Consider the following 17267-nt stretch of genomic DNA (forward strand, 5'->3'; position numbering starts at 1 on the left):
GATCCGCGTGCATGGCCCGGCGCCGGCCGGGAACACGTCGTTCAGGCCCCGCCGCGTTCCCCCGTCGCGGCGGGGCTTTCCGCTGTCTCCCGGGCGAGCCGGTCGGTGACGTCGAGAAAGATCTGCCGCGCTTCGGGAACGGTGCGCGCGACCGACCTCTTGATGCGGACGGCGACCTCCTCCACCCGCTCGCTGTCCAGGCCGGGCACCAGGTCGACGCGGGCGGCCACCAGGGTCGAGTCGAGGCCCGTCTTCATCGTGAACAGCGCCTCGACGCTGTCTATCTCCGGCTGGGCCCGCAGCAGCGACCGGATGCGGTCGCCGGTCTCCGGGTCGGCGGCCTCGCCGATCAACTGGTCGCGGGCCTCTCGGCCCAGCCGGTACGCCACGAACACGAGCAGCGCGCCGATCGCGAGTGAGGCGCCGGCCTCCCACACCACCTGGCCGGTGACCATGTGCAGGACCATGCCGGTCATGGCGAGGGTCACGCCGAGCACCGCGGTTCCGTCCTCGGCGACGACCGTGCGCAGGGCCGGGTCGCGCAGGCCGGTGGCGAGCCCGCCCTGGCCCCGCACCTGGTGCAGGGCCCGCAGCAGCGAGCCGCCCTCGGCGAGCAGGGCGACAGCGAGCACGATCAGTCCGGCCACGTAACCGCCGAGTTCCTCCTGGGCGCCCGTGCGCAGGGCCTCGACCCCCTGGAAGACGGAGAAGCAGCCGCCCATGACGAAGATGCCGACGGCGGCCAGGAGCGACCAGAAGAACCGCTCCTTGCCGTAGCCGAAGGGATGCCTCCGGTCGGCGGGGCGGCGGCTGCGGCGCAGTGCGGCGAGGAGGAAGACCTCGTTCATGCTGTCCGCCACCGAGTGCGCCGCCTCCGACAGCAGCGCGGGCGACCCCGCGACGAAGCCGCCCACCGCCTTGGCGACGGCGATCACCAGGTTGGCCGCCAGCGCCACCAGCACGGTGACGCGCGTCCTGCGGTCGGCCTTCCCTTCGGTGTCGCGGCCGGGCTTCGGGTCCTGCTTCTCTTCCGCGGCTGTCCCACTCACGAGGGGCCGACTGCCCCCGGCCGACGTGGCTCACACCCCCTTGTGGGTGGCCCACCAGTGCCGACGGCCGAAAACGGGGAACGCGTCCCCCAGGGCACACGGACGACTGGGAGGCAGACCCATGAGCGGTGACGGCGGGACGCCCGGCAACAGCGGCTACGGCAGGAAGGCGTTCAAACGGTCCAGGAGCCACTTCGCGGACCGGATCACCGCGGACGGCCGGGACGGCTGGCCGGTGGCACCGGGCCGGTACCGGCTGGTGGTGAGCCGGGCCTGTCCATGGGCGAGCCGTGCCCTGGTCTCGCGGCGGCTGCTCGGCCTGGAGGACGCCCTGTCGCTGGCGGTCGCCGACCCCCTCCAGGACGATCGCAGCTGGCGCTTCACGCTGGACCCGGACGGCCGCGACCCGGTCCTCGGCATCCGTTACCTCAGCGAGGCCTACGACAGGCGCGAGACGGGCTACCCGGGCGGGGTGAGCGTGCCGGCGGTCGTGGACGTCCCCAGCGGGAAGCTGGTCACCAACGACTACCAGCAGATCACCCTCGACCTCGCGACCGAGTGGACGTCCCTGCACCGGCCGGGCGCACCCGACCTGTACCCCGACGCCCTGCGCGACGAGATCGACGACGTGATGGCGGGCGTCTACGAGGACGTCAACAACGGTGTGTACCGGGCGGGCTTCGCGACCGGCCAGGAGGAGTACGAGGCCGCGTGCGCGGGGGTGTTCCGGCGACTGGAGCGACTGGCACCCCGGCTGGAGCGGCAGCGCTACCTGGTCGGCGACACGATCACCGAGGCGGACATCCGGCTGTTCACTACGCTGGTCCGCTTCGACGCCGTCTACCACGGCCATTTCAAGTGCAACCGCTGGAAGCTGACGGAGAACCCGGTGCTGTGGGGGTACGTCCGCGACCTGTTCCAGACGCCCGGCTTCGGCGACACCGTCGACTTCGACCACATCAAACGCCACTACTACCAGGTACACACCGGCATCAACCCGACGGCGATCGTGCCCCTGGGGCCGGACCTGTCCGGCTGGCTCACGCCCCATCACCGGCAGGAACTGGGCGGCCGGCCGTTCGGCGACGGGACGCCGCCGGGGCCGGTCCGCGCCGACGAGACGGTACCCGTGCGGGGCAGGCCCTGACGGTACGACCGGCAGGCGCCGCCCCCGATCCACTCACCGAACCCGAGGAGATCCACATGGCCAGGAAGAAGAAGCAGAAACTCCCCCTCGCCTACAAGCCCGTCGGCTTCGCGCTGGGCTGGGTGGGCGGCACGCTGGCCGGGCTGGCGTTCCAGAAGACGTGGAAGGTGATCCGGCACGAGGACAACGCTCCCGACGCGCTGGACCCGGACCGCGGCTGGGGAGAGATCCTGCTCGCCGCCGCGATCCAGGGCGCCATCTTCGCCGCGGTGCGCAGCGCCGTGGACCGGACGGGCGCCAAGGCCATCGAACGCTCGACCGGTGTCTGGCCGGTCGGTGACAAGGGCGGGCGGGACTGACCGCACCGGGCACCGCCCCTCCCTGTCGCCGACGGCACCCGGCGGGCTGCCGCTAACCCTGCTTGGGTGCCGTCGGCGTGGTGCCGCGTCGGAGGGTGAAGGAGTGGCCCGCCGGGTCGGAGAAGCCGCGCTCCTCGTACGGGCCGGCCGGGTCCTTCGCCTCCACCGGGCGCCCGCCGAGCCCGACGATCCCCCGCTCGGCCTCGTCCAGGTCCTCCACCACGAAGTCCAGGTGCGCCTGGAGGGAGTTCTCGGGGCGGGGCCAGCTCGGCGGGGTGGCGTTGATGTCCCGCCGGAACGCCATGCGGAATCCGGCGGGCCCCTCGATCTCGATCCGGTTGGCGGTCACGTCGGTCTCTTCCGCGCCCAGCAGCCCCTTGTAGAACTCGGCAAGCTTCTCGGGCTCGGCGCAGTCGAGCACCACGACGCCCGCGTTGACCAGTGCCATGTCTCCTCCGAAGGATTCCGGGCGCGGGACGGTCGTGCCCCGCGCCCTGTACCTTGCGGATATCCCGGCCCGGCCGAATCAGTCGGTCGGCAGCCACCGGCCGTCGCGCATCAGCTCGCGCCCCTCGAGCTCGTTGGCCTCGCGCCATGCCTGGATCCGCTGCGGGTGGACACGGAAGTACAGGTAGGGCGTGGCGAGGGCGCGCGGGTCGAAGCCGGTCTTGACCGCGAACAACTCGGCGTCCTGCTCCGGTAGTTCGACGGGTTCCACGGTCTCGACGGTACCCTCCACCATCACCACGTCACGGGTCGGCCCGATGCCGACGCGCGCCCTGCCGCTCGCTGCCAGGTTGCGGCCGGTGGGACTGGCGGCGGGGGTGGAGAACAGCAGGTAGGAGCCGTTCCAGAGGAAGGACAGGGGGACGAGGTACGGCATGCCCGAGGAGCCGTCGGCCGTGGCCACCCAGGCGTCCTCGTCGTGGTCCATGCGGTGCAGGGTGTCGTGCTTGCGCTGTTCGGCGCTCCGGGCGGGTGACGGAGTCATCTGCGCGCGGCCTCCTGATACTGATGCGGCGTCATGGTCGGTCGGTGGCCCCGATGGTGCCATGCGGCGGGACCAGTACCGAAGATCACGACCGGGCGCCACGTGGATCACTCAGGGTCGGGCAGCCTCGTACTCCTTCTCGGGGCCGGCTCCCCCGGGTGCCTTCCGGCCCGGGGAATGACACGATTTCGTCGAGGTCGCAGAGTCTGCCGTTGAAGCCCTCCCCGAGTTGCGAGGTTCCCGATGAACACCATGCGCGCCATCAGCCAGGACGCCCTCGGCGGCCCCGAGGTTCTGAAGGAAGTACGGCCTCGGCGCCCCGAGCCGCGCCCGAACGAGGTGCTGGTGCGGGTGCGTGCCGCCGGGGTGAACCCGACCGACTGGAAGCACCGGGCGAACGGCGGCTTCCTCGGTGAGCCGCCGTTCGTCCTGGGCTGGGACGTCTCGGGCGTCGTCGAGGCGGTGGGGATCGGCGTCGCCGCGTTCCGTCCCGGCGACGAGGTCTTCGGCATGCTCTCCTATCCGTTCGGCCACGGCTCCCACGCGGAGTACGTCACCGCCCCCGCGCGCACCTTCGCGCCCAAGCCGTCCGTGATCGACCACGTCCAGGCGGGCGCGCTCCCCCTGGTCTCGCTGACCGCGTGGCAGGCGCTGGTGGAGCGGGCGGACCTCCGGCCGGGGCAGCGGGTGCTGATCCACGCGGCGGCCGGCGGGGTGGGCCATGTGGCGGTACAGATCGCCAAGGCGCGGGGTGCCCACGTGATCGGCACCGCCAGCGCGGGCAAGCACGAGTTCCTGCGTTCCCTCGGGGCGGACGAGACCGTGGATTACCGGGAGACGGACTTCGCCGAGGCCGTGAAGGACGTCGACGTGGTCCTGGACACGATCGGCGGCGACACGTCCCTGCGCTCGCTGCGCGTGCTGCGTCCCGGCGGAGTGGTGGTGTCGATCCTGCCGGTCGGGTCGGACGAGTTCTACGAGGAGGCCGAGCGGCTCGGCGTGCGTGCGGTGCGGATGCTCGTGGACGCCGACCGGGCCGGCATGCGGGAGATCGCCGGCCTGGTCGAGTCGGGGAAGCTGCGGGCCACGATCGCGCGGACGTTCCCGCTGGCCGACGCGGCCGAGGCGCACGCGCTCGGCGAGACCGGCCGCACCACGGGCAAGCTGGTCCTCGTGGTCGACTGACCGGCCGGGTCGACCGGTCAGCCGACCGGCCGACCGGCTGACGGCTGACCGGCTGACGCGTCGACGCACTGACGCACCGAACCGATCCGACTGCGAGATTTCGATGACATATGTCAATCGAAGATGCTCAAACTCGCTCGGCCCGGGTAACTTCCCGAGCAGCATGGGTAATTGGGCCCCGTATCAGGTTGGAGGCAAGGTCGTCGTGCGGCAGGAACCCGCGTCGTCCACCTGGCAGCTGCGCGTGCGCCACGACCGTGGGCACACGGTGCTGGAGTTCCGGGGCGAGATCGACATCGCGTCGGCCGGGGAGATCGCCCCCCGCCTGGACCGGGAGACGCGGCGCCCCGGCGCCCCGGTCGTGCTCGACCTGAGCGGGATCGAGTTCTTCGACTGCTCCGGGCTACGGCTGCTGTACCGGGCCCGAAGCCAGGTGCTCGACCGGGGCGGGCAGGTGCACCTGGTGTGTGCCCACCCGCTGACCCTGCGCATGCTGAGGATCACCGGCCTGGCGCGGCTGCTGCCACCGCGGCCGGCCCTGGAGGACGTGCTCGGCGTCAGCCGGCCGGCGGGGCGTCGAACAGGGCGCTGACCGACTCGCCGTTGTGGATGCGGCGCACGGCCTCGGCGAGCGCGGGGGCGATGGACAGGACCCGCAGCTTCTCCGCGTGGTCGTCGGCCGGCACCGGCACCGTGTTGGTGCACACGATCTCCAGCACGTCCGGCTGCTCGCTGAGCCGCCCCAGCGCACCGGCCGCGAACAGCCCGTGCGTGCAGGCGAGGCGGATCGTGCGCGGCCCGGCCTCCCGCAGCCGGTCGAGGAGCTCCAGCACGGTGCTGCCCCTGGCGATCTCGTCGTCGAGCACGATGACGTCGCGCCCGGCGACGTCCCCGATCACGGCGCTGATGCTGACCCGGTCGTCCGCGTACCGCTGCTTGGCGCCGGCCGCCACCCGGGCGCCGAGCATCCGGGCGAACGCCGCGGCCTCCTTGGCGTTGCCCAGGTCCGGCGAGACGACCGTGGTGCGGGACAGGTCGTACCGCCGGAAGTGCGCGGCCAGTTCGCGCAGCGCGTGCAGATGGTCGACCGGGACCGAGAAGAAGCCGTGCACCTGGGGCGAGTGCAGCGTCATGGCGAGCACCCGGCTCGCGCCCGCCGCCACCAGCAGGTCCGCCACCAGACGCCCGCCCAGCGAGATGCGGGGCGCGTCCTTCTTGTCGGAGCGGGCGTAGGAGTAGTGCGGCATGACGACGGTGATGCGGCCGGCCGACGCCCCGCGGGCCGCGTCGCACATCATCAGCAGTTCGACGAGATGTTCCTGGACGGGCTTGACCAGCGGCTGGACCAGGAAGACGTCCCGCTCCCGGCAGTTGGCCCGCAGCTGCACCTCCAGGCAGTCGTTGGCGAACCGGCTGACCCGGGCGGGGCTGAGCGGCACACCCAGATGTGCGCAGACCTCCTCGGCCAGCTCGGGATGGGCACTACCGCTGAACACGGCGATGTCTCGCACGGACCGCTCCTCGCGTGATCCTGTCCGGCCGGGGGCCTCAGCTTACGGAAATCCGGTTGCGGCGGGCCCGGAAGGTGGGGCCATGATGGTGCCGTCCGTGATTCCTCAGGTCAGGATCCCTCGCATGCGCCGACTCCTCGACATCACCCAGTGCCCCTTCCGGCCCACGGTCATCGAGGACTCGACTTCGTATGCACATCCCGCACACCCCGCACACCCCCGGCATCCTGAACATCGGCATCCTGGCCCACGTCGACGCCGGTAAGACCAGCCTCACCGAACGGCTCCTGTTCGACCACGGCGCCATCGACCGGCTCGGCAGCGTCGACGCCGGCGACACCCGTACGGACGACGGCGGGATCGAGCGCCGCCGCGGCATCACCATCCGTTCCGCCGTCGCCGCCTTCACCGTCGGCGACACACAGGTCAACCTGATCGACACCCCGGGGCACTCCGACTTCGTCGCCGAGGTCGAGCGCGCCCTGGAGATCCTCGACGGCGCGGTGCTGCTGCTGTCCGCCGTGGAGGGCGTACAGGCGCGGACCCGGGTCCTGATGCGCACCCTGCGGCGGCTCCGGTTGCCCACGCTCGTCTTCGTCAACAAGATCGACCGGGCAGGCGCGCGCACCGAAGCCCTGCTCACCGACGTCCGGCGCCTGCTGACGCCGCACGTCGTGCCGCTGACAGAGGTGACGGACGCCGGCACCGCGCACGCCCGCGTCGCGCGCCGCACGCCGGACGAACGGACCGCCGAGGCGCTCGCCGAGGTCGACCCGGACATCCTCTCGGCGCTGGTGGACGGCCCCGCGCCGACCGCCGGGGAACTCGCCGCCGCGCTCGCCGCCCGCACCGCCGACGGCTCGCTCCACCCGCTGTACCACGGCTCCGCACTCGGCGGCCAAGGCGTCGCGGAGCTGGTGGCGGACCTGGTGCGGCTGGTCCCGCCCGCCTCCCCTGCGGCGGCCGGCCCCGCGCCGCGCGGCACGGTCTTCGCCGTACGCCCCGGACCGGGCGGCGAGCGGACGGCGTACCTGCGCCTGTACGACGGTGAGGTACGCCCGCGCCAACGGCTGACGTTCCTGCGGCGCGAGTCCGACGGCCGGACCACCGAGGTCCCCGGCCGGGTCACGCACCTGGACGTGGTCGGTGGGGCCGGGACACTCACCGCCGGGAACATCGCCACGCTCGGCGTTCCCGGCGGCCTGCGCGTCGGGGACCGGCTCGGCGACCTGACCGACCGCGCCCCGCAGTTCGCACCGCCGACCCTCGAGACCCTCGTCCGCGCCCGGCGTACCGGGCAGGCGGCGCCGCTGCGCTCCGCCCTGCTCACCCTGGCCGACCAGGACCCGTTGCTGCACGTCCGCCCGGCGGCGTCCGGCGCGACCACCCTGCTCCTGTACGGCGAGGTACAGATGGAGGTGCTCGCGGCGACGCTGGCCGAGGACTTCGGCATCGAGGCGGAGTTCGCGCCGGGCCGCGTCCGGTTCCTGGAGCGCCCCGCCGGCACCGGCGAGGCCGCGGAGGAGATGCCGTGGCTCGACCGCACCCGGTACTGGGCGACGATCGGGCTGCGCGTCGAGCCGGGGCCGCGCGGCTCGGGCGGGGTGTTCGCCTACGAGACGGAACTCGGGGCGCTCCCCCGCGCCTTCCACCAGGCCGTCGAGGAGACGGTGCACGCCACGCTGCTGTCCGGTCTGACCGGCGCCGCGGTCACGGACTACCGGGTCACCCTGATCCGCTCCGGATTCAGCTCGCCGGTGAGCACCGCCGCCGACTTCCGCGGACTGACCCCGATCGTGCTGCGCCGGGCCCTGCGCCGGGCGGGGACACTGCTGTACGAGCCGTACCACGCCTTCGAGGCGGAGGTCCCGCCGGACACGCTGGCGCCCGTGACGGCCCAGCTCGCCTCGCTGGGCGCGGACTTCACCGGTACGACGGGCGGCGACCCCGCCTGGCTGATCACCGGCGGGCTGCCGGCCCGGCGGGTGCGGGAGGCCGAGCTGCGGCTGCCGGGACTCACCCGCGGGGAGGCCGTGTGGTCGTCCCGGCCGTCCGAGGACCGCCCGCTCAAGCCGCCGCACTGAACCACCACCCTCGACCACCACCCTCGACCACCACACTCAACCACCACACCGATCCACCACACCGTCCACCACGCTGAGCCCCGTACGCGCCCCGCCGTGCCTCCGTCTCCCCTCCCCTCCCGTCAACTGCTCTGTCTGGCAAGGCAGATGGAGGGCATCCGGACAGTAGGAAGGAGGGCCGTCGCCATGACGACTCCCGTCAGGAACCTCCCCGGGCGCATGCCCGGCTGGGCGAAGGCGCTCAGCGCGATCGTGCTGGTGCTCGTCGTGCTGTTCGCGGGGCTCCGGCTGAGCGTCGTCCCGGGTCTGAAGGACCTGTTCGGCACCGAGACCCAGGACCGTTCGGGCCCCGCGCTGCTGACGTCCATCCAGGACCTCAGCCGCTACGAGGCGGCATCAGGCAACTTCCAGGTCGTCGTGGACCTGGAGAAGGACGCCAAGCTCCTGCCCGACGCGATCCGCGGCACCCGCACCCTGTACGTCGGTGCGGGCACCGTCGACGCCTACGTCGACCTCGGCAAGGTGGACGAGGACGACGTGACGGTCAACGGCGACCGCACGTCGGCCACGCTCCGGCTGCCGCACGCCGCGCTCGGCGAGCCCGCCCTCGACCCCGAGCGTTCCTACGCCGTGTCCAAGCAGCGCGGGCTCCTCGACCGCCTCGGCGACCTCTTCTCCGACAACCCGAACGGTGAGCAGGCCGTGCAGAAGCTGGCGTCCCGGCACATCGGGGACGCGGCGAAGGACAGCGGCCTCAAGGCGCGCGCCGAGAGCAACACCACGGCGATGCTCCAGGGCCTGCTGCGCTCCCTCGGCTTCGAGGAGGTGCGGGTGACCTACGGGCCGTGAGAGCGGCAACCGCTCACCCCGCATCCACGACCGTCCGGCGGGTAACCGCACCCCCCTGCGGGGAAGTCGACGACTGGAGGACCGAATGGCTCGTGCCGCCTCAGGGCCGCGCTCCCTGCTGCGCCCCCGCACTGCCAAGGCCGGGGACGCCGACCGGCGCGAACGGCGCCCGCTCGCCCTCGCGTTGCGCCTGCTGGCGATGGTCTGCGCGTTCGTCTTCATGGTGGCGTTCGCGGTGGTGCTGGCACGGCTGACCCTGCATCCCTCCCCCGCGTCGGAGGCGCTGACGCACACCAACATGCGTCCCGGCCGCTCACTGAAGGCCTATCTGGACCAGCCCGCGCTGCGGGACGCCGTCAAGCAGATCGGCGGCAACATCGTTCTGGGCGTCCCGTTCGGTGTACTGGTTCCGGTCGTCGCGCCGCGCACCCGCGGGCTGCTGCGGGTGCTGCTGCTGACGGCCGCCGTGATGCTGCTGGTGGAGTTCGCGCAGGGCGCCCTGGTCACCGGGCGGGCCTTCGACATCGACGACGTCATCCTCAACACCACCGGCGCGCTGGTCGGTTACCTGCTCCTGGGCCGGCGGATGAGCCGTGCGGTCCATGCGCGCCGGCCCCGGAAGTGACGGTGGGCAGGGCGGTCCGGACCACGGTATTGACGAGGTCTTAATTCACTCCTTGAATCAAAGGGCGACACCCTTACCCCCCACCTCGGTCGGCGCTCCCGTGCCGGGACGCCGTACGGAAGGGAAAGCCGTGGCCCATCGACGCCTGCTCCGCAGATGCCTCCTCGCCGCCGCTCTGTCCGCCGGGCTGGCCGCGTCCCTCGTGACCGGCCCCGCCCGGGCGGAACCGGAAACCGCCGGGACCGCCGGCGACGCGGCCGCCGCCGTGACGTTCTCCGACACCTTCGACGGCCCGGCCGGTGCGGCCGTCGACTCCTCGAAGTGGCAGATCGAGACCGGCGACAACGTCAACAACCACGAACGGCAGTACTACACGTCCGGCAACCGGAACGCGGCCCTGGACGGCCAGGGCCATCTGGTCATCACGGCCCGCAAGGAGAACCCGGCCGACTACCGGTGCTGGTACGGAACCTGCCAGTACACCTCCGCCCGGCTCAACACCTCCGGGAAGTTCACCGCGCAGTACGGTCACGTCGAGGCCCGCATGAAGGTGCCGCGCGGACAGGGCATGTGGCCCGCGTTCTGGATGCTCGGCACCCCGGTGAACTGGCCGGACTCCGGCGAGATCGACATCATGGAGAACGTCGGCTTCGAACCCTCCACCGTGCACGGCACCATCCACGGCCCCGGCTACTTCGGCGCGGGCGGCATCGGTGCCGGCTACACCCTGCCGGGCGGCCAGGCCTTCGCGGACGGCTTCCACACGTTCGCCGTCGACTGGGCGCCCGACTCGATCACCTGGTCGGTCGACGGCAACGTCTACCAGCGGCGCACCCCGGCCGACCTGGGCGGCAGGCAGTGGGTGTTCAACAAGCCGTACTTCCTGATCCTCAACCTGGCGGTCGGCGGCTACTGGCCGGGCGATCCGGACGGCTCCACGGTCTTCCCCCAGTCGCTGGTGGTGGACCACGTCTCGGTGACCACGAGCGACTCGGCGCCCGGCGGAACGATCCGGGGCCTGGCCGGCAAGTGCGCGGACGTCGCCGCGGCGGACTCCGCCAACGGCACCCCCGTACAGCTGTACGACTGCAACGGCACCGCGGCCCAGCGGTGGACGGTGGGCTCCGACGGCACGGTCCGGGCGCTCGGCAAGTGCCTGGACGTCAACGCCGGCGGCACGGCGGACGGCACGGTCGTCCAGCTGTGGGACTGCAACGGCAGCGCCGCACAGCAGTGGGTCGTCACCGCCGCGCGCGACATCGTCAATCCGCAGGCCGACAAGTGCCTCGACGTCACCGGCAACAGCTCGGCCAACGGCACCCGGCTGCAGATCTGGACCTGCACGGGCGGCGCCAACCAGAAGTGGACGGTCGGCTGAGGCCCTGGACCGGCGTCAGTGCAGCGTCCAGGTGAACTTGTCCCCGCCCACCCAGCGGACCACGTCCGGGTCGTCCAGGTCGTGGACCGTGATGCCGAAGGCCGCGGCGGCCAGCAGGACGTCGGTGACGGCCTTGGCCTCACCGACCACCTGGCCGTCGATCTCCACGATCCGGAACGGCGGCGTGCCCGGCTGCACCTGGAGCACGAGGATCCGCGGACTGCCGATGTGCGGGCTCTCGATTTCGGTCATGCCTAGAGGGTAGGCCGCAACCCGCACCCGCGGCCGTGCGGACGGACCGCCGAGCGGCGCGGTTGCTCAGGGCCGGCGCCAGTCGTCGCCCGTCAGATGGGATCCGGCCATCGGACCCATCCGGAGCATTCCGCCGTCGACACTCCAGGAGGCGCCGGTGACGTACGAGGCGTCGGGCCCGGCGAGGAAGGCGATCACAGCGGCGACCTCGCGGGCGTCGCCGGGCCTGCCGAGAGGCACGCCGGGCCGGCGCTCCGTGTGCGGGTCGGTGTCCTCTTGGCCGGTCATGGGCGTGGCGATCTCGCCGGGCGCCACCGCGTTGACGGTGATGCCGTGCTCGGCGAGCTCGATCGCCATGACCTGGGTGAGCAGGCCGAGGCCGCCCTTGGCCGCGCAGTACGGCGCGGCGCCCACCCGCGGCTGGTGCTCATGGACCGAGGTCACGTTGACGATCCGGCCTCCGTCACCCTGCCGGATCATGCGCCGGGCCGCGTTCTGCCCGCACAGGAACGGGCCGGCCAGGTCGACGTCCAGGACGTGCCGCAGGTCGGCCAGTCCCAGGTCGAGGAAGGGCGTGGCGGTACCCGTACCGGCGTTGTTGACCAGGACGTCGATCCGGCCCAGCCGCTCGCACAGCCCGTCGACCGTGTCCGCGGCCTCGGGCAGCCGGGTCAGGTCCACCCGGGCGGTCGCGGCCCGGCGTCCCAGGGCACGCACCTCCTCGGCGGTGCGCTCGGCGCCCTCCTCGTCGTTGTGCCAGGTGATGCCGACGTCCATCCCCGTCTCGGCCAGGCGTACGGCGGTGGCGCGGCCGATGCCGGAGTCGGAGCCGGTGATCACGGCCACCTTGGCGTCGGACGGGCTGGGGCTGGGCATGACGGCCTCCTCTTGGGCGCTCCTCGGCTGTGCGGCCCCGCGGCACGCGGCGGTGCGCGGGGCGTCGCAGTACCCGGGTGTGGCAGGCGCAAACCGCCGGGTCCGTGGTGCGGGTCCCGGAGCGCTGGGGAACCCTGGACGTGCCGGAGGAAGCCGCTGGAGGAGGTGGCGATGGACCCCGCCGACGCGCTGGGCCCCGTGGAGGCTCTGGAGCGGATCGCGTTCCTTCTGGAACGGTCCCAGGCGCCGACCTACCGTGTCCGCGCCTTCCGCACCGCGGCCCGGGTGCTCGGTGAGCTCCCCGCCGACGAGCTGCGGGAGCGGGCCGGGTCACTGGAGTCGCTCAAGGGCGTCGGACCCAGGACGGCACAGGTCGCGCGCGAGGCACTGTCCGGGCAGTTGCCCGGCTACCTGGAGAAGCTGGAGGGCGAGGCCGAGGCCCCGCTCGCCCTCGGCGGTGAACGACTGCGGGAGCGGCTGCGCGGCGACTGCCATCTGCACTCCGACTGGTCCGACGGGGGCAGCCCGATCGAGGCGATGGGCCGGGCCGCGGCGGCGCTCGGGCACGAGTGGGCGGCGCTGACGGACCACTCGCCGCGGCTGACGGTCGCACGCGGCCTGTCCCCCGAGCGGCTGCGCGAACAGCTGGACGTGGTGGCGGGGCTCAACGAGACCTGGGCGCCGTTCCGGCTGCTGACCGGCATCGAGTGCGACATCCTCGACGACGGTTCGCTGGACCAGGAACCGGAGCTGCTGGAGCGCCTCGACGTCGTGGTGGTGTCCGTGCACTCCAAGCTGCGGATGGACGCCCGCGCGATGACCCGCCGCATGGTGGCCGCCGTCCGCGATCCGCACGCGGACATCCTGGGCCACTGCACCGGCCGGCTGCTGACCGGGCGGGGGCGGCCCGAGTCGGAGTTCGACGCGGACGAGGTGTTCGCCGCCTGCGCGGAGTCCGGCACGGCCGTGGAGATCAACAGCCGGCCCGAGCGGCTCGATCCGCCGCGCCGGCTGCTGCGCCGGGCGGTGGACGCGGGCGTCCTGTTCTCCGTCGACACCGACGCGCACGCGCCCGGCCAGCTGGACTGGCAGATCCACGGCTGCGCGCGGGCCCAGGAGTGCGACGTGCCCGCGGAGCGCGTGGTCACCACGTGGTCCCTGGACGAGCTGCTGGCCTGGACCCGGAAGGGCCGTACACCGTGACGGAGTGGCGGCCCGCTGACGTGGTACCCGCCGGACGATCCAACGAAGACAGGACCAGGAAAGGAACGTGCATGGAACGGGCGGCCGTGTTCGACGTCGACGGAACCCTCGTCGACACCAATCACCTGCATGTGGCGACCTGGTGGGAGGCGTTCCGGCAGGCGGGACACCAGGTGCCCATGCACGCCATTCACCGTGCGGTGGGCCTCGCCTCCACCGACCTCATCGGGCATCTGCTGGGCGAGGACCGCGACACGGACCAGGACGCGCAGCTCAGCGCCGCCCACAAGGCACTGTACGGGCAGTACTTCGACCGCCTGCCGGCGCTGCCGGGCGCCGGGGAGCTGCTGCGCCGCCTGTCCGGTGACGGCTGGAAGGTGATCCTCGCCACCTCCGCGGGCGGCCCGGAGCTGGGCGCGCTGCTGCGGGCGATCGACGCGGACGACGCGATCGACGCCACCGCGAGCGCCGACGACGTCGACGCGGGCAAGCCGTCGCCCGAGCCGGTGGAGCACGCCCTGGAACTCGCCGGGGTGCCGGCCGAGCGGGCGGTCTTCGTCGGCGACACCGTCTGGGACATGCGCGCGGGCAGCCGGGCCGGAGTGCGCTGCGTGGCCGTGCTGTGCGGCGGTCTGCCCCGCGCCGACCTGGAGCAGGCCGGCGCGGACTCGGTCTACGCCGACCCGGCCGGCCTGCTCGCCACGCTCGACGAGAGCCCGTTGGCATGAGCCACCGTGTCGTACCTCGTCCGGGGGCGCGTCGCCCGTTCACGCCGATACCCGGTGCCGTATGACCGCTGTGACGAGTACTGCCCGGGAGGTGCTCCGGGGCCGTCGGCCGCTGACCGCGGTGTGGCGGGAGACGTGTGCCGTCGGGCGGGCCGTCCGGGCGGCCTGGCAGGGCCCCGGGCGGGAACGCGACCTGGTGGTGCAGTCGCTGAAGGCCGCGGGCGCGGCGCTGATCGCCTGGGCCGTGGCAGGCGTCTGGCTGGGCGATCCGATGGCGCTGATGGCCCCGTGGGTCGCGCTCGTCCTCGTACAGGCCACCGTCTACAGCTCCGTCCTGCAGGCCGGGCACCAGTTCACGGCGATCTGCGTCGGAGCCCTTACGGCGTCGGCGGCACAGGCGCTCACGGACGACAACACGGGCGCGCTGGTGCTGTCCCTGCCGGTACTGATGCTGATCTCGAACTGGTCCCGTTTCGGCGGACAGGGCATCTACACGGCCACCACCGCGGTGTTCGTGCTGGCCTCCGGTACGCCGGTCTCGGCCTCCGCGGTCGGGCACCGGGTCGGGCAGGCCGCGCTCGGCGCGGTCATCGGCATCGTGGTCAACGCCTTCGTGCTGCCGCCGATCCACCTGCGGGACGTGCGCGAGAACCTGGCGGCGCTTCCCCGGGAGGCGGGCGACGTCCTGCACTCCGTCGCGGCGGACCTGCGGGAGACCGAGTGGGACGCGCAGACCACGGCCGGCTGGGCGAGCGACGCGGCGCGTCTGCAGCGGCGGCTGGACGCGCTGGCGTCGGCCCGGTCGTGGAGCCAGGAGAGCCTGCGCCTGAACTACGGGCCGCTGCGCGCGCTGCGTCGCGCGCCCGCCGCCGTCCCTCCGGAGGAGGAGGATCAGCGGTGGAGTCGCGTCGCCTGGAACGTCACTGCACTGACCCGGACCCTGACGGTGGCCGCCGACGAACACCGGACTCCCGCCATGCCCGAGGGTCCGGTGCTGGACCTGTACGCGCGTCTGCTGGCACTCATCGGGGACGCCTGCCACGGGGAGGCCGACCGGCTGCTGGGCGAGGCCGCCGAGGCCCGCCGGGAGGAGGCCACGGAGGAGACCATGGAGGAACTGCACCGGCGGTTGCAGGACGGACTGCGGGAACACGCCGGGCAGGGGCCCGCGCGGACGGCGGTCCTCGGCACACTGCTGCTGCAGGCCGAGAACCTGTGGGCCGAGATCGTGCCCGAGCCCCAGGAGCAGTGACACACATCACCCCAAAACGCGACAGACGGTGGAACACCGGCAGCCCCTCCCCCGTTGAAGAAGGCGTGGGTACGGACGGAACAGTGTCCCCGGGCCTCACCTATCGCCCACAGGGACGATCGTTCGGCTGAAGCCCTGTGGAGCCTTTCGCCGAGAGGCGACCGCCGTCCGTATCCACCTCGTACCGCCCCGATCGTGATTCCCCCGTCACGGTCGGGGCTTCCTCTTGCGTGCCTCCCCGGCGGGGCGGGTACCCGGTGACCTCCGTACGGCAGGCGGCCGAGAGGAGCGCAAGGTGAGCAGCGAGGCGGGCAGCAGGATCGTGGTCACGGGTGCCACCGGCAACGTGGGCACCAGCGTGGTGCGGCTTCTGTCGGAGGATCCGGGGGTCGCGTCCGTGCTGGGGCTGGCCCGGCGGATTCCCGAGTGGTCGCCCCCCAGGACGGAGTGGGCCGCGGCCGACGTGGCCTCGGAGCAGGCCGACCTGACCGGCCACTTCGCCGGCGCCGACGCGGTGGTGCATCTGGCCTGGGCGTTCCAGCCGACGCACGACCCGGCGACGACCTGGCGCACGAACGTACTCGGCTCCATCCGGGTCTTCGAGGCGGTGGCGGCGGCCGGGGTGCCGGCGCTGGTGCACGCCTCGTCGGTCGGCGCGTACTCGCCGGGTCCCAAGGACCACGCGGTGGACGAGTCCTGGCCGACGCACGGCTGGCCGGACGCCGCGTACTGCCGGGAGAAGGCCTATCTGGAGCGTGCCCTGGACACCTTCGAGCGGGACCACCCGGGGATCCGGGTCGTACGTATGCGGCCGGCGTTCCTCTTCAAGCGGGAGTCGGCGAGCGAACAGCGCCGGATCTTCGGCGGCAGGTTCCTGCCGGGTCCGATGGCGCGTCCGCAGCTCCTGCCCTTCCTGCCGGACGTTCCCGGCCTGCGGGTCCAGGCGCTGCACACCGACGACGCGGCGAACGCGTACCGGCTGGCGGCGCGCTCCGAGGACGCCCGGGGCCCGTTCAACCTCGCCGCCGAGCCGCCGGTCGACGCCGAGCTGCTCGGCGACATGATCGGTGTGCGACCGGTGCGGCTGCCCCGCACCGCGGCCCGCTCGGCGATCGCCGCGGCGTGGGGGCTGCACCTGCTGCCCGCCTCCCCGCACCTGTTCGACGCGGTGCTGCGGTTGCCGCTCATGGACTGCACACGGGCGCGGGCCGAGCTGGGGTGGCGCCCGGAGCATACGGCCACGGAGGTCCTGGAGGAGTTCCTGCGGGGCCTCCAGCAGGGCGCGGGAGCGGCGACGGAGCCGCTGCGGGGGCGCAAGGTCGGCTGAAGCCCGGGGCCGGGGGCGGGCCGGTGCCCGCCCCCGGCCCCGGTGAGTCGGCGGACTCGTTCGTGGCCCCGTCAGCCTGGGGACTCGTCGGGCACGGGGTGCTCGGGGTGTACGGCGCCCGAGTGCGGCGCGCCCTGCCGGCCCGTCCCCGCTTCGTCCGTGTCGGGCACGTCGGCGGTGGGCCCGGCCGCCGGTGCCGCTCCGTCCTCGCCGGCGCTGTCGTCGGCATCGTCGTCCTGGTCACCCTCGGGGCGCTGGCCCTGCTCGAGCTGCTCGCGCGTGGGCGCGGCGGCCTCCCACGGGTCGTCGCCGGTGCCGGCCTGCTGGTCCGGCATGTCCCGCGGAACGGGGGCACCGTTCTCGCCCGGTCCTTCGAGGCGGTGGTCGGTCACGGCGCACTCCCTTTCCGCGTTCCTCCTGGTCGTCCGGGCGACCTCGGGTACCTCCGGGG

The 17267-nt window shown here is 73.0% G+C and carries 19 protein-coding genes; 12 read left to right on the forward strand and 7 right to left on the reverse strand.

Going from position 1 to position 17267, the window contains the following annotated elements; all coding sequences use genetic code 11:
* Window positions 1–41 precede the first annotated feature (41 nt).
* Entirely contained in the window at window positions 42–962 is a 921-nt protein-coding gene (locus tag ACH4F2_RS28445; protein ID WP_398135643.1) for a cation diffusion facilitator family transporter, read from the reverse strand.
* 208 nt (window positions 963–1170) lie between these two features.
* Here ACH4F2_RS28445 and ACH4F2_RS28450 point away from each other — a divergent pair, with 208 nt between their 5' ends.
* Together ACH4F2_RS28450 and ACH4F2_RS28455 are read left to right on the forward strand one after the other, a co-directional pair.
* On the forward strand, window positions 1171–2196 hold the full coding sequence (locus ACH4F2_RS28450) for a glutathione S-transferase family protein (protein WP_398135606.1): 1026 nt from the start codon (window positions 1171–1173) through the stop codon (window positions 2194–2196).
* A 56-nt stretch (window positions 2197–2252) separates the two neighbouring features.
* Window positions 2253–2555 (forward strand): DUF4235 domain-containing protein, encoded by a 303-nt coding sequence (locus ACH4F2_RS28455; protein WP_398135607.1) that lies wholly within the window; start codon window positions 2253–2255, stop codon window positions 2553–2555.
* Between the two features lie 52 nt (window positions 2556–2607).
* Here ACH4F2_RS28455 and ACH4F2_RS28460 read toward each other — a convergent pair whose 3' ends face one another.
* Both ACH4F2_RS28460 and ACH4F2_RS28465 read right to left on the reverse strand, forming a co-directional pair.
* Entirely contained in the window at window positions 2608–3003 is a 396-nt protein-coding gene (locus ACH4F2_RS28460; RefSeq protein ID WP_398135608.1) for a VOC family protein, read from the reverse strand.
* A gap of 78 nt (window positions 3004–3081) precedes the next feature.
* Entirely contained in the window at window positions 3082–3546 is a 465-nt protein-coding gene (locus ACH4F2_RS28465) for a pyridoxamine 5'-phosphate oxidase family protein (protein WP_398135609.1), read from the reverse strand.
* Between the two features lie 243 nt (window positions 3547–3789).
* Here ACH4F2_RS28465 and ACH4F2_RS28470 point away from each other — a divergent pair, with 243 nt between their 5' ends.
* Together ACH4F2_RS28470 and ACH4F2_RS28475 are read left to right on the forward strand one after the other, a co-directional pair.
* Complete coding sequence (locus ACH4F2_RS28470) at window positions 3790–4731, forward strand: NADP-dependent oxidoreductase (protein ID WP_398135610.1); 942 nt, start codon at window positions 3790–3792, stop codon at window positions 4729–4731.
* 205 nt (window positions 4732–4936) lie between these two features.
* Complete coding sequence (locus tag ACH4F2_RS28475) at window positions 4937–5323, forward strand: anti-sigma factor antagonist (RefSeq protein WP_398135611.1); 387 nt, start codon at window positions 4937–4939, stop codon at window positions 5321–5323.
* Here the strand turns inward: ACH4F2_RS28475 and ACH4F2_RS28480 are convergent.
* A complete protein-coding gene (locus ACH4F2_RS28480) occupies window positions 5289–6242 on the reverse strand; it encodes a ribose-phosphate diphosphokinase (RefSeq protein ID WP_398135612.1) in 954 nt (317 codons plus the stop codon). The genes ACH4F2_RS28475 and ACH4F2_RS28480 overlap by 35 nt on opposite strands.
* A gap of 191 nt (window positions 6243–6433) precedes the next feature.
* Between ACH4F2_RS28480 and otr(A) the strand changes: the two genes are divergently transcribed.
* The 4 genes from otr(A) (at window position 6434) to ACH4F2_RS28500 (ending at window position 11178) form a co-directional block, all read left to right on the forward strand.
* The gene (gene otr(A) / locus ACH4F2_RS28485) at window positions 6434–8326 is read left to right on the forward strand and encodes a tetracycline resistance ribosomal protection protein Otr(A) (protein WP_398135613.1); all 1893 of its coding nucleotides are present in this window, start codon (window positions 6434–6436) and stop codon (window positions 8324–8326) included.
* Between the two features lie 186 nt (window positions 8327–8512).
* Window positions 8513–9175 carry a DUF4230 domain-containing protein gene (locus tag ACH4F2_RS28490; RefSeq protein ID WP_398135614.1) on the forward strand — a complete coding sequence of 221 codons (663 nt, stop codon included), beginning with the start codon at window positions 8513–8515 and terminating at the stop codon, window positions 9173–9175.
* A gap of 85 nt (window positions 9176–9260) precedes the next feature.
* A complete protein-coding gene (locus tag ACH4F2_RS28495) occupies window positions 9261–9800 on the forward strand; it encodes a VanZ family protein (RefSeq protein WP_398135615.1) in 540 nt (179 codons plus the stop codon).
* Window positions 9801–9930: 130 nt separating this feature from the next.
* A complete protein-coding gene (locus ACH4F2_RS28500) occupies window positions 9931–11178 on the forward strand; it encodes a ricin-type beta-trefoil lectin domain protein (protein WP_398135616.1) in 1248 nt (415 codons plus the stop codon).
* Between the two features lie 15 nt (window positions 11179–11193).
* On the opposite strand, the gene ACH4F2_RS28505 is transcribed toward ACH4F2_RS28500, so the two are convergent.
* On the reverse strand, window positions 11194–11430 hold the full coding sequence (locus ACH4F2_RS28505; protein ID WP_398135617.1) for a hypothetical protein: 237 nt from the start codon (window positions 11428–11430) through the stop codon (window positions 11194–11196).
* A gap of 66 nt (window positions 11431–11496) precedes the next feature.
* Window positions 11497–12306: an SDR family oxidoreductase gene (locus tag ACH4F2_RS28510; RefSeq protein ID WP_398135618.1), complete on the reverse strand. Its 810-nt coding sequence runs from the start codon at window positions 12304–12306 to the stop codon at window positions 11497–11499.
* Between the two features lie 171 nt (window positions 12307–12477).
* Between ACH4F2_RS28510 and ACH4F2_RS28515 the strand changes: the two genes are divergently transcribed.
* The 4 genes from ACH4F2_RS28515 to ACH4F2_RS28530 all read left to right on the forward strand — a co-directional run bounded on the left by ACH4F2_RS28515 (window position 12478) and on the right by ACH4F2_RS28530 (window position 16816).
* Window positions 12478–13509 carry a PHP domain-containing protein gene (locus ACH4F2_RS28515; protein ID WP_398135619.1) on the forward strand — a complete coding sequence of 344 codons (1032 nt, stop codon included), beginning with the start codon at window positions 12478–12480 and terminating at the stop codon, window positions 13507–13509.
* A gap of 71 nt (window positions 13510–13580) precedes the next feature.
* A complete protein-coding gene (locus tag ACH4F2_RS28520) occupies window positions 13581–14237 on the forward strand; it encodes an HAD family hydrolase (RefSeq protein WP_398135620.1) in 657 nt (218 codons plus the stop codon).
* A 61-nt stretch (window positions 14238–14298) separates the two neighbouring features.
* The gene (locus tag ACH4F2_RS28525; protein WP_398135621.1) at window positions 14299–15489 is read left to right on the forward strand and encodes an aromatic acid exporter family protein; all 1191 of its coding nucleotides are present in this window, start codon (window positions 14299–14301) and stop codon (window positions 15487–15489) included.
* A gap of 295 nt (window positions 15490–15784) precedes the next feature.
* Entirely contained in the window at window positions 15785–16816 is a 1032-nt protein-coding gene (locus ACH4F2_RS28530) for an SDR family oxidoreductase (protein WP_398135622.1), read from the forward strand.
* A gap of 71 nt (window positions 16817–16887) precedes the next feature.
* On the opposite strand, the gene ACH4F2_RS28535 is transcribed toward ACH4F2_RS28530, so the two are convergent.
* On the reverse strand, window positions 16888–17208 hold the full coding sequence (locus ACH4F2_RS28535) for a hypothetical protein (protein WP_398135623.1): 321 nt from the start codon (window positions 17206–17208) through the stop codon (window positions 16888–16890).
* Window positions 17209–17267: the final 59 nt, after the last annotated feature.

It is taken from the genome of Streptomyces sp. NPDC017890 (genome assembly GCF_044328675.1).
Classification (GTDB): Bacteria; Actinomycetota; Actinomycetes; order Streptomycetales; family Streptomycetaceae; genus Streptomyces.

Excerpts from the sequence above, each read along its gene's own strand:
- ACH4F2_RS28525 (WP_398135621.1), top strand. The coding sequence starts at position 14,299 with ATGACCGCTGTGACGAGTACTGCCCGGGAGGTGCTCCGGGGCCGTCGG.
- ACH4F2_RS28515 (WP_398135619.1), top strand. The coding sequence starts at position 12,478 with ATGGACCCCGCCGACGCGCTGGGCCCCGTGGAGGCTCTGGAGCGGATC.
- ACH4F2_RS28520 (WP_398135620.1), top strand. The coding sequence starts at position 13,581 with ATGGAACGGGCGGCCGTGTTCGACGTCGACGGAACCCTCGTCGACACC.
- ACH4F2_RS28495 (WP_398135615.1), top strand. The coding sequence starts at position 9,261 with ATGGCTCGTGCCGCCTCAGGGCCGCGCTCCCTGCTGCGCCCCCGCACT.
- ACH4F2_RS28455 (WP_398135607.1), top strand. The coding sequence starts at position 2,253 with ATGGCCAGGAAGAAGAAGCAGAAACTCCCCCTCGCCTACAAGCCCGTC.
- ACH4F2_RS28510 (WP_398135618.1), bottom strand. The coding sequence starts at position 12,306 with ATGCCCAGCCCCAGCCCGTCCGACGCCAAGGTGGCCGTGATCACCGGC.
- ACH4F2_RS28470 (WP_398135610.1), top strand. The coding sequence starts at position 3,790 with ATGAACACCATGCGCGCCATCAGCCAGGACGCCCTCGGCGGCCCCGAG.
- ACH4F2_RS28450 (WP_398135606.1), top strand. The coding sequence starts at position 1,171 with ATGAGCGGTGACGGCGGGACGCCCGGCAACAGCGGCTACGGCAGGAAG.
- ACH4F2_RS28505 (WP_398135617.1), bottom strand. The coding sequence starts at position 11,430 with ATGACCGAAATCGAGAGCCCGCACATCGGCAGTCCGCGGATCCTCGTG.
- ACH4F2_RS28460 (WP_398135608.1), bottom strand. The coding sequence starts at position 3,003 with ATGGCACTGGTCAACGCGGGCGTCGTGGTGCTCGACTGCGCCGAGCCC.
- ACH4F2_RS28465 (WP_398135609.1), bottom strand. The coding sequence starts at position 3,546 with ATGACTCCGTCACCCGCCCGGAGCGCCGAACAGCGCAAGCACGACACC.
- ACH4F2_RS28490 (WP_398135614.1), top strand. The coding sequence starts at position 8,513 with ATGACGACTCCCGTCAGGAACCTCCCCGGGCGCATGCCCGGCTGGGCG.